Source organism: Ramlibacter sp. (genome assembly GCF_028291745.1).
Taxonomy (GTDB): Bacteria; Pseudomonadota; Gammaproteobacteria; order Burkholderiales; family Burkholderiaceae_C; genus Ramlibacter.
Genome location: NZ_JAQGNQ010000033.1, coordinates 35,406 through 43,552, shown reverse-complemented (window position 1 = coordinate 43,552; position 8,147 = coordinate 35,406). Strand labels below are relative to the sequence as shown.

The window sequence follows — 8,147 nt, the reverse complement described above, 5'->3', positions numbered from 1 at the left end:
CTGAGCCTGTCTCTCTTCGAGCGCACCCCACTGCCCGATCTATTGGCAGCGATCACCCCCGAAGAGGACGAACAAGCGCCGTCGAGCCAGTTTTCACTATTCGAAAAAATCTCCGGACAGTAGTGGGCTTGACCCGCAATCCATGCGGCGGTCGATCGGCCGCCGCGTGGATCCCGGGTCACGGCCGGGATGACATCCTTCCTCAGACCAGCTTGACGACCTGCTTGCCGAAATTGCGGCCCTTGAGCATCCCGAGGAACGCCTCCGGCGCAGCCGCCAGACCCTGCGCCACCGACTCGCGCGGCCGCAGCTTGCCCGTGCCCACGAGCGTGCCCAGTTCCTGCAGCGCCTGCGGCCACACCTCCATGTGCTCGCTGACGATGAAGCCCTGCACCAGCAGGCGGTTGGTCAGGATCAACTGGGGCTGCGCCATCGGGATCGGCTGGCCGTCGTAGCCGGCGATCATTCCGCACACGGCGATGCGGCCGAACGCGTTCATGCGCAGCAGCACGGCGTCCATCACCATGCCGCCCACGTTCTCGAAGTAGCCGTCGATGCCGTCGGGGCAGGCTTCCTTCAGCGCCTTCGACAAGGACTGCGCGTCGCGATGCTGCTTGTAGTCGACGCAGGCATCGAAGCCGAGTTCTTCCGTCACGTAGCGGCACTTGTCCGGCCCCCCGGCAATGCCCACCGCGCGGCAGCCACGCGCCTTCGCCAAGGCGCCGAGCGCGCTGCCCACCGCGCCGCTCGCGGCACTCACCGCGATCGTCTGGCCTGCCTTGGGCTGGATGATTCCGTTCAGCCCGTACCAGGCGGTCACGCCCGGCATGCCGACCGCGCCCAGGTAATGCGACAAGGGCACGTGCGTGGTGTCGACCTTGCGGATGCCGCCCGGCTGGTCGCCGGCGACCACGCTGTACTCCTGCCAGCCGCCCATGCCCACCACCTGGTCGCCCACCGCGAACTTCGGGCTGCGGCTCTCCACCACCTCACCTACCGTGCCGCCCTGCATCACCTGCCCCAGCGGCTGCGGTGTGGCATAGCTCTTGGCGTCGTTCATGCGGCCGCGCATGTAGGGGTCGAGACTGAGGTAGTGGTGGCGCACCAGCACCTCGCCCTCCTTCAAGGGCGGCGTCTCGCTGTCGACCAGCTTGAAGTTGCTGGCCGTCGCTTCGCCTTGCGGGCGGTTGTCCAGCAGGATCTGCTTGTTGGCGGGCATGGGAGTCCTCCTCAGTCGGTAGAGATGGTATTGGCCGGTGCACTGGGCGCCGGCCGCTTGACGTACTTGAAGGTGCCGGTGGCGTGCGCGCACGCGCGGCCCTGTTCATCGTAGACCGTGCCTTCGGTGAAGGCCATCGACTTGGTCCGGTGCATCAGGCGGCCCTTGCCGGTCAGCAATCCCCTGCAGGGCTGCATGAAGCTGGTCTTCATCTCGATGGTGACCACGCCGGTCTCGATCTCCACGCTGCGCGCGGCGGTGGCCATCGTCACGTCCAGCAGCGTCATGATCGCGCCGCCATGCGTCACCAGAAAGGAATTCAGGTGCTCGTGCCCCGGCAGGAATTTCAGTTCCGAGGCGCCGCCTTCCATCATCACCAGCTCGAAACCGAGATGGCTGACAAACGGGATCTCGACGCCGAAGAGAGTGGGAGAACTTGCCACGCGATTCAACCCCCGGTCACCACGGACACACCGCCATCCACCGCGAGCCACTGGCCGGTGATGTGCTTTCCGGCCTCGGAGGCATAGAGCAGCGTCACGCCCTTGAGGTCCTCGTCGTCGCCCAGGCGATGCAGCGGTGCGTTGTTCTTCAGGTTCTCCACGCCGATCTTCTCCAGCGTGCCGCGCGTCATCTTGCTCGGAAAGAAGCCCGGGCAGATCGCGTTGACGTTGATCCCGTACTTGCCCCACTCGCAGGCCAGCGCCTGCGTGAAGGTGATGACCGCGCCCTTCGACGTGTTGTACGCGATGGTCTCGTGCCCCGGCGGATTGCCGCCCAGGCCGGCGATCGAGGCGATGTTGATGATGCGCCCGGACGTGCGCGGGATCATGCTGCGCTTGGCGATCTGCTGCGCCAGCAGGAAGTAGCCGCGGACGTTGAGGTTCATCACCTTGTCCCAGGCCTCCAGCGGATGGTCTTCGGCCGGCGCGCCCCAGGCTGCGCCCGCGTTGTTCACCAGGATGTCGACCTGGCCCATGCGCTGCAGCGTGTCGTCGGCGAGCCGGCGGATGTCGTCTTCCCTGGCGCAATCGGCCGCGACCCAACGGGCGTCGATGCCCACCGCCTGCAGGTCGGCCACCGCCTCCTCCAGGTCGCCCGCCTTGCGGGAACTGAGCATGATCCTGGCGCCCGCCTCGCCGAGGGCATGCGCCATCTGCAGGCCGAGGCCGCGCGAGCCGCCGGTGACCAGGGCCGTCTTGCCCTGGAGGTCGAACAATTGCTGGATGCTGCGTGTCATCGCTATCTCTCCTGTGGGCCGCATCATGCCGAAGTCGCGGCGCGGCCGCCGCCTCCTGAGGGACAGTGGCCGTGTTTTCAATTCCGTGGCAAGGGCCCGAGCAGCACGATGCCGCGCTCCTCGAACAGCCGCGGCCGACCGCCCGCATTGCCGGGTGGCAGGCGATCGACGCGGCTCAACACCATCTCGTCGGGCCGCGGTTCACGGCGCGGCACCAGGCCTTGCAGGTAGACCGAGAAGCTCGGGTAGTGCACGTCCCACTGCACGACCCGGCCGCCGTGCGCCACGGCCACCGCGGCGGCATGCCGGATCGGCGCCTGCAGCGTCGCGCCCAACCAGGGCAACAGCCAGGCCGCGGCAAACAGCGACAGCACGCCGCCCGCCGCTACCAGGCGCAGCGGCGCGCCCTCGATGCGGGTCGGCCAGAAGGCGATCGCGGCGATCACGATGACGGCGATCACCGCCGGCAGCAGCGGCGCCGCGGGCGCCCCGGCGATCAAGGCGTGATAGAGCGGATCGCGCACCTGGTCGGCGAATGCGCCGAGCAGCGAAGGCACGGCCGCGAGCAGGCCCACCCAGACGACGATGACCGCCCCCACCACCAGCACCAGCCGACGCGAAGCCGTGGCCAGCAGCCGCGCCATCAGCAGCACCAGCGGCGGATAGCCGTACAGCATGTAGTGCGGCAGCTTGGTGCCCGACATCGAGAAGAACAGCAGCACGAAGGCCGCCCACAACAGCAGGTAGCGCCCGACCGGTTCCGCCCAGAACTTGCGCGCGCGTGCGACCGCCAGCACCAGCAACGGCGCCCACGGCATCGCCAGCAATGGCAAGACGGCGACGTAATACAGGAAGTTGCCGCGGTGGCCGCCGACCGTGCCGGTGAAGCGCTCCACGTTGTGCTGCAGGAGGAAGCCGTTGACGAAGGCCATGCCATGCCGATGCAGCGCATAGGCATACCAGGGCACTGCGATGACCAGCAGCAAGGCCCACCCGGGCAGGTCGAGCGCCGCCTTGCGCAGCAGCGTCCAGCGCCGCTCGAACAGGCACCAGAGCACGAAGGCCGCGCCGGGCACGAGCGCGGCGACCGGTCCTTTCACCAGCAGGCCCAGGCCGACCCACGCATAGGCGCGCCGCAGCGCGGTGCGCGACTCGCTCTCGGCAAAGCGCCACAGGTCGAGACCGGCCAGTGCCAGCAGCAGATTGAGCAGGCTGTCGGCCGTGGCGCCCCGCCCGATCGCCAGCGGGCCGAGGCTAGTAACCACCAGCGCGCCGGCCAGCATGCCGGCCAGGTCGCCCCAGCGCCGGCGCGCGAAGGCAGCGAGCGCGAGCGCCATCGCCCAGCAACTGAGCACCGAGGGCAGGCGCAGCGCGAATTCGTTCAGCCCGAACAGCGAGGTGCTGATCGCCTGCAGCCAGTAGACGCCGATCGGCTTGTCGAAGCGCGGGGCGCCATTGAGCGTGGTGTGCAGCCAGTCGCCGCTGGTGAGCATCTCGCGCGTGGCTTCCGAGAAGGCGCCCTCGTCGACGTCGAACAGCGGCACGCTGCCCAGCATCCACAAGAGCGGCAGCGCCAGCAGCAGCGCCCAGACAATCCGCCGCACCGCCGGCGTGGCCACCCAGGAGCGGGCGCCCGCGCGCGCCGCCGCATGCTCAGTCATGCCAGCCCGCCTCCTGCGGCAAGTCCTCCGGCGGCAGTTCGGCCGGACGCAGGCGGTAGGGGCGCGCGCGACCGACGTCGTAATAAACCCGCATCAGCAATTCGGCCAGCACTCCGGTGGTGAGCAACTGCACGCCCGCCATCACCAGGAAGAAGCCGAGGAACAGCAGCGGCCGCGTGCCGATCGACTCGCCCAGCATCTTCAGCAGGGTCAGGTAGCCCAGCATGATGAAGCCGACCAGCGAGACCACGAGCCCGATGCCGCCGAAGAAGTGCCCCGGCCGGGTGCCGAAGCGCAGGAAGAAATGCACCGACAGCAGGTCCAGCAGCACGCGCGCCGAGCGCCCCGGGCCGACCTTGGAGACACCGGCCACGCGCGGATGGTGCAGCACCGGCTCCTCCGCCATGCGGCCCGGGCTGGTCACCGTCGCCAGCCACGCCGGGATGAAGCGATGCATCTCGCCGTACAGGCGCACTTGCCGCAGCACCGTGGTGCGAAACACCTTCAGGCTGCAGCCCAGGTCCTGGAACTGCAGGCCGCTCACCTTGCGGATCAGGCGGTTGGCCATGCCCGAGGGCAGCTTGCGCCAGAGGAAGCCGTCCTGCCGCTCGCGGCGCCAACCGGCCACCATGTCGAGGTCTTCGGCCAGCAGGCGCCGCACCATGCGCGGGATGTCGATCGGGTCGTTCTGCAGGTCGCCGTCGAGCGTGGCGATGACGTCGCCGCGGGCCGCGTCGATGCCGGCCTGCATCGCCGCGGTCTGGCGGAAGTTGCGCGAGAGGTGCAGCACGCGAACGTGCGGCCCGACGCTGCGCGCCGCCCGGTCGAGCGCGGGACCGGTGCCGTCGATGCTGCCGTCGTCGACGACGATCAGCTCCCACGGCGCGGGATAGTCGGCCAGTGCGGCCTGGATGCGATCGACCAGCGGGGCGGCGTTGTCGACCTCGTTGTACATGGGCACGACCACCGAGAGGCGATGCGGCGGCAGCGGCGGCTCGCTGATCGGAGTTGCCGGCGTGGTCAGCGGCAGGTCGTCCACGGGGGGATAGGTGGCGGAACTCAAGGACACGGCTCCTGCGTGAAGCGATAGGAAGAAGGAAGGGCGACCTGGGTCAGGCCGGCGGCGACCAGGGCGACCGAGAGACTGAAGGCGTGCACCGCCAGCGCGGCGGCGATCACGCTGGCCTGCCACGACGACGGCAGGCCGGTGGCCAGCCAGATGCCGCCCTCGTAGGTGCCGAGGCCGGCGGGCGGCTGCAGCGGCTGCACGCCGGCCAGTTCGCCGCCGAGGCCGGCGCGCAGGGCGATGTGCAGCGGCAGGCCGGCGAGCGCCGCAAGCAGTCCGCCGTTGGCCAGCACCTTGAAAGTCCAGTTGGCCGCGCTGGCGCCGGCGCCGCTCCAGAAGGCGCGGCCGCCGGGCACGCGGGCACTGCCCTGCCCCATGCGCGCGAGCAGCCAGCGCCACACCGGCGGCAGCAGGAAGAACAGCAATGCGGCAGCAGCGATCCACAGCAACGCGCGCTCGGGCAGCGGCAGCGGCACCAGCAAGGCCACCGCCAGCAGCAGCAGCACCGCGATGTCCTGCAAGCGCCAGCGCATGAGGCCCACGCCGGCGGCGCGCCAGTCGACGCCCCACTGGCGGCGCACGGCCCACAGGTAGCCGGCCTCGCCCGAGCGCAGCGGCAGCATCAGCACCAATGCGTTGTGGCCCAGCACGATCCGCAGGCAATGCAGCCAGGGCACCTGGCCGGCATGACGCCACTCGTGCTGGAGCCGCAGCGCTCGCAGGCCATGGCCCGCGAGCAGGCCGAGGCCGGCGAGCACCCAGGCCCAGGGCGGCAGCCGGCCGACCTGCGCGGACAAGGACTGCAGATCGGCATGCCGCAACAGCCAGGCCCAGACCAGCACGCACACCAGCAGCGTGGCGAGCACCTTGGCGCGGCGCACCCACGGTCGGCGCGGTTTCGCTGGCGCGATCGGTTCCGGCAACTCGGTGGTCGCGGTCACGTCGGCTCCACGGGGGCGGGCTCGTCCGGGCGCGCAGCCTTGCGCAGTCCGCCCGCCGCATGCAAGCGCCACGCCGCACTGGCAAACGCCACGATCGCGAGCAGGATGACCATGGCCCGGCCGTCGGGATAGCCCGTGTGCTCCCGCAACAAGCCGATGGCGGCGACGATTTCAAGGACGCCCACCCAACGCTGGCCCGCACGCGACTGGATGCGCGCGACGAAGCGGTGATGCACGCGCTGCGTCGGACCGAGCGCGGCGGCGATCACGAGGCCGACCGACAACAGGCCCACCCCACTGCCGACCAGCACGTCCGCGGGCCAGTGCGCGCCGACCATCACGCGCGACCACGCGATCAGCGCAGCGGCAAGCAGCAGGAGCGCGCCGCCCACCAAGGCCCGCGAGCGCGGCAAGGCAACGCACAGCAGCGCCGCCATCGCGCCCGCCGCCACCGAATGGCCCGAGGGCATCGACACGGAGCCGCGGAAGGCATCGCCGATCACATGCAGGTGCGGCAGGATGGCCGTGCCTGCCGGACGCGGCGAGGCCAGCAGCACCTTGGGGACGTGCGTCAGGAGGCCGGTGAGGATGAAGGCCGGCGCCAGCAGCGCGGTGACGCGGCCGTCGCCGCGATCCGCCGCCAGCACGAGGATCACCGCGCTCCAGCCGAGGCCGACGATGGTGGCGCTGGACCAGAAGACGCTCGCAAAGGCTCCGCGTGCCTCGGCATGGGCGCGCAGCATCCAGGGCGTGTTGAAGCCGGCGAGTTGCACCACTGCGCCGGCTGCGATCAGCAGCACGGCCAGGGCCAGCAACGGCGGCACGTCGCGCCGGCGCAGCAGGCCGCGGTCGCTTGCGGGGCTTGCACTCACGCGCTGCCTCCCGCCTGGCGCCAGGGCAGGTACCAGTCGACGAAGCGGCGCAGGCCCTCTTCCACCGGCGTTTCAGGCGCGGTGCCGATCCAGTCGTGCAGGCGGTCGGGGCTGGCGCCGGTCGCCAGCACGTCGCCGGCTTGCATCGGCATCAGCGTGCGGCGGGCCTTGCGCCCGAGGATGCGCTCCAGCGTCTCGACGACTTCCAGCAGCGGCAAGGGCCGGCCACCGCCGACGTTGAAGACGCGGAAGGGTGCGTCGCTTTCCACCGGGTCGGGGTTCAGCCGGTCGAACTGCGGCGCGGGCGTGGCCGGTTTGTCGAGCAAGCGCACGATGGCCTCGACCACGTCGTCGACGAAGGTGAAGTCGCGCACCATCTGGCCTTCGTTGTACAGCTCGATCGGCTGGTCTTCGAGGATGGCGCGGGTGAACTTGAAGAGTGCCATGTCGGGCCGGCCCCAGGGGCCATAGACGGTGAAGAAGCGCGCGCCCGTGGTCGGGATGCGGAACAGGTGGCTGTACGCATGGGCCATCAATTCGTTGGCGCGCTTGGTGGCCGCATAGAGGCTCACCGGATGGTCGACCCCATGGTCCTCCACATAAGGCAGCTTCGCGTTGGCGCCATAGACGCTGGAACTGCTGGCGTAGACCAGGTGTTCGACACGCAGGGCGCGGCAGCCTTCCAGGATGTTGACGAAGCCCTGCAGGTTGGAGGCGGCACTGCTCTGCGGTGCGCGCACGGAATGGCGCACCCCGACCTGCGCGGCGAGGTGCACCACGCGCTGCGGGGCTTCGCGCTCGAACAGGGCGGCCATGCCGGCCGTGTCCTCGACCGCCAGCCGCTCGAAGGAAAACGCGGCGTGCGGCCGCAGCTGGGCCAGCCGCGCGTGCTTGAGTGCGGGGTCGTAGTAGTCGTTCAGGTTGTCGATGCCGACGACCTGGTCGCCGCGGGCAAGCAGGCGAGCCGCGACCTGCATGCCGATGAATCCGGCGGCGCCGGTGACGAGGATTTTCATGTCGAGGCTGGAGGCCCCGGGACGTGGTCCGAAGGAACCGCATGACGCCCCTGGAGCTGCAGGCTGGCCCAGCCGGTGCCGGGCTGCCAACCCGCTATTGTGAACCAATGGAAGGCAGGGGCTGTGTCGCGC

8 protein-coding genes are annotated in these 8,147 nt (G+C 70.0%); all 8 read right to left on the bottom strand.

The window, feature by feature from the left end:
• Positions 1-202 precede the first annotated feature (202 nt).
• The 8 genes from JWP60_RS05435 to JWP60_RS05400 all read right to left on the bottom strand — a co-directional run bounded on the left by JWP60_RS05435 (position 203) and on the right by JWP60_RS05400 (position 8,015).
• The gene (locus tag JWP60_RS05435) at positions 203-1,219 is read right to left on the bottom strand and encodes an NADP-dependent oxidoreductase (protein ID WP_299787436.1); all 1,017 of its coding nucleotides are present in this window, start codon (positions 1,217-1,219) and stop codon (positions 203-205) included.
• An 11-nt stretch (positions 1,220-1,230) separates the two neighbouring features.
• Positions 1,231-1,662, bottom strand: a complete 432-nt coding sequence (locus JWP60_RS05430; RefSeq protein ID WP_299787432.1) for a PaaI family thioesterase — start codon at positions 1,660-1,662, stop codon at positions 1,231-1,233.
• 5 nt (positions 1,663-1,667) lie between these two features.
• Positions 1,668-2,459: an SDR family oxidoreductase gene (locus JWP60_RS05425; RefSeq protein WP_299787429.1), complete on the bottom strand. Its 792-nt coding sequence runs from the start codon at positions 2,457-2,459 to the stop codon at positions 1,668-1,670.
• 77 nt (positions 2,460-2,536) lie between these two features.
• The gene (locus JWP60_RS05420) at positions 2,537-4,120 is read right to left on the bottom strand and encodes a glycosyltransferase family 39 protein (RefSeq protein WP_299787426.1); all 1,584 of its coding nucleotides are present in this window, start codon (positions 4,118-4,120) and stop codon (positions 2,537-2,539) included.
• On the bottom strand, positions 4,113-5,183 hold the full coding sequence (locus JWP60_RS05415; RefSeq protein ID WP_299787424.1) for a glycosyltransferase family 2 protein: 1,071 nt from the start codon (positions 5,181-5,183) through the stop codon (positions 4,113-4,115). Before JWP60_RS05415 ends, JWP60_RS05420 begins: the two co-directional genes overlap by 8 nt.
• Entirely contained in the window at positions 5,180-6,127 is a 948-nt protein-coding gene (locus JWP60_RS05410; protein ID WP_299787421.1) for a lysylphosphatidylglycerol synthase domain-containing protein, read from the bottom strand. Before JWP60_RS05410 ends, JWP60_RS05415 begins: the two co-directional genes overlap by 4 nt.
• Positions 6,124-6,999, bottom strand: coding sequence for a phosphatase PAP2 family protein (locus JWP60_RS05405; RefSeq protein WP_299787418.1), 876 nt, complete (start codon positions 6,997-6,999; stop codon positions 6,124-6,126). The genes JWP60_RS05410 and JWP60_RS05405 overlap by 4 nt, the downstream gene beginning before the upstream one ends.
• Entirely contained in the window at positions 6,996-8,015 is a 1,020-nt protein-coding gene (locus JWP60_RS05400) for an NAD-dependent epimerase (protein ID WP_299787415.1), read from the bottom strand. The genes JWP60_RS05405 and JWP60_RS05400 overlap by 4 nt, the downstream gene beginning before the upstream one ends.
• Positions 8,016-8,147 lie beyond the last annotated feature (132 nt).